The sequence below is a fragment of the Chromohalobacter sp. 48-RD10 genome (genome assembly GCF_029889785.1).
Taxonomy (GTDB): Bacteria; Pseudomonadota; Gammaproteobacteria; order Pseudomonadales; family Halomonadaceae; genus Chromohalobacter.
The window spans coordinates 1-2,671 of record NZ_JARANX010000077.1 but is presented as its reverse complement, the minus strand read 5'-3'; the positions used below and the strand labels follow the sequence as shown (position 1 = coordinate 2,671).

The following is a 2,671-nucleotide window of genomic DNA, read 5'->3' as shown; positions in this document are numbered from 1 at the left end:
CATCAGCAACGCGCGCAACGCTTCTACTAAGGTTGCCAGCACAATAAGTACAGCGCCGGTGGGGTGCAAGAAACCAGCCAAGGCCCTGGCGCTATTCAGAGCTCCGGAAGTTGCCAAGGCGGAACTCGCAATAACTCCGAATTCTTTTTTGCGTATCAACCACTGCTGGGCTATCTGCTTCCAGGCCGCGAACAACACAGCCACAGGCACCAAGTAGATAAAGTTACCCACGCTTTCTATTTCCAGGAGTGAAATAAACTCCTCTCCCCCCATCCACAAACCGAACGCCAATAAAGCCGTAATAATTACGGAGATATAGGCACTCAGCTGCATAATCCCAAGGGTTTCTTCATCTCGTCGTGGTAAAACCATAGCAATCGGATAGGCAAGCGCACCGACCGGAACCGCCACACCCAGTATTGCCATAAAAGTACCTTGCACACCGTATGCTTCAGGACCATAAAGGCGGGTAATGAGCGGTGCAAAAGCCATCGTGATCGCCTGCGCTCCTGCCGTTCCGGTGGCAACGACAGCAACGCTTCTTACAAAGCGGCTGCGCCATACTTCATGGGTTTTCTGTCGCAATGTAACAACTAGATTAAGCATGCACATCTCTGCCTATCAGAAAGCCCGCCTAACTCACCGGGCTGCGAAAGAAAAGAAGGTACCGAGTGGTTTTATCTCTTAGAATCAGCATGTTCCTAACAGAACACGATTCAGGAGAACCACTCGCCATAAGTGGAAGACTATCCCTAGACGCAGCCTGCAATGGCTCTGTCCGTATTGAGCTGAATGGAGAGCGCACCACAAGACCTGACCGACAGGACATCCTGCTCAGTCATTTAAGAGAATAAAAAAGTAAGAATCTAGCGGGTTGCTTCCAGATATTTTTTTGCGACAGCTTCAACTGAAAACTCATTTGCACGCATCTTGAGTTTTTCAAAGTTCCACGTACCAACATTACTTACATGGTTAACTATCTCCAATGAAAGTCTTTCCGCATCACCACAAGGTACTAATACACCATACTTGCCATCAGCAAGTATGGTCCTTGGGCCACCTGGGCAATCCGTACTGATAACGGGCGTACCACATGCCAATGCTTCCACTATTACATTCCCGAAGCCTTCCCAGTCAGAAGACAGAACAAATAAATCTGCAGCCTTGTAATACGGGTAGGGATTATCCTGGAAGGCAACAAAATCAACGCTACCCTTAACACCTAACTCACCTGCGAGTCTTTCTAAATTTTTCTTTTCTTCGCCTTCACCAAGAATGACAAGCTTAAGATCAGGAACCGATTTTACCGCCAAAGAGAATGCACTTAACAAAAGTGCTTGGTTTTTTTGGATATCAAGACGACCAACGTGCAAAACAACAAAAACATCAGAAGAAGATAACCAATCATGACACAAAACATCTCCAGCCTTTTCATTTAAGTCATCATTAATCACTGGGTTACCAATAACTTTTACATAACTATCCTTAACTATCTTATTAACTATAAGGTCTTTTTTGGTGTCCATAGAGTTTGCAATAACAATATTAGCACGTCCATAGGAAAACCTCATCAGACACTTGTAAAATAACCTACGACGCCAGGGTTTACGCCTCACGGCCTCCATTGTATTAGCTTCACGAAATGCAACTTTTATATTGTTCATTACCGGAAGAGCTAGCCCGACGAAAATATTTGCTCCTCTCATCACAGATAGAATCTGTTCTGGAGATTCATCTTTTATGACTTTTCTCAACTTCAACCAGGCGTCATAGCGCAACCGCTTAACATTAAGATCAATTAACTTGATGGAGCCACCGACTTGTCTACGATATGGACCGACTCCTTCAAAAACAACTAAACAGACATCTAACCCATTTTTAGCGTAATAATTCGCCAAATTGACAGCTATTCTTTCGGCTCCCCCTCCTGCAAACGAGGGTGTAACAATACAAATCTTCACGAATTATTCCTTTACTTTATATAACATCAAAGTCCTACCTCACCGTTTAGCAACGCATATACTGAATTGTAAGATCATCATGTAGCACCATGTTTACAGCCGGCCTAAATTTCTGCAGCCACGTTCAATTTAATAAACTTTAATATGTATTTATAAGCAGAAAGCTCACCTTACCTATTGGAAGGCGTCACTATTCACGCAACACGAACTACTCATTCAACACGAACTACAAGCATCAGAGCGCGGCCGGGTGACCGCGCTCGGTCTTCTCTGGTTAGGTCGTTACGAGGCAGCGCGGTTGGCGCGTGCGGTGTCGATGAGGTAGATCCTCGGCAAGGCGTTGGCCATGCCGCCGGGTTTACTGAGACCGTCTCGTCGCACCACGCGTTTGCTTGGGTAGCCTTCGGGATTGCTCGACTGCCAGCGCCAGGTATCGGCGATCATGTCGGTCAGGCCGCGCTGAGCTTTCCAGCCCAGTTCATGCTCGGCCAGCGAGGCATCGGCCCAGCATTCGGCGATATCCCCGTCGCGGCGTGGCACGATGCGATACGCCACATCGCGCTGCGAAATCATCTCGAAAGCGCGCACCATCTCGAGCACTGAATACCCCTGACCGGTGCCCAGGTTCCAGACGTTCACCCCCGGACGATCCGCCAGCACGCGCATCGCCGCCAGATGGCCCTCGACCAGATCCATGACATGGATATAGT

General features: G+C 47.6%; 1 protein-coding gene and 2 pseudogenes. All 3 read right to left on the bottom strand.

Features of this window, described 5'->3' with window-relative positions:
• Positions 1–606 (bottom strand): annotated as a pseudogene (locus tag OP496_RS17035) (lipopolysaccharide biosynthesis protein); the annotation flags it as partial.
• Between the two features lie 260 nt (positions 607–866).
• Positions 867–1,961 carry a glycosyltransferase gene (locus OP496_RS17030; protein WP_280565009.1) on the bottom strand — a complete coding sequence of 365 codons (1,095 nt, stop codon included), beginning with the start codon at positions 1,959–1,961 and terminating at the stop codon, positions 867–869.
• Positions 1,962–2,243: 282 nt separating this feature from the next.
• Positions 2,244–2,671: pseudogene (locus OP496_RS17025) on the bottom strand (UDP-glucose 4-epimerase GalE); the annotation flags it as partial.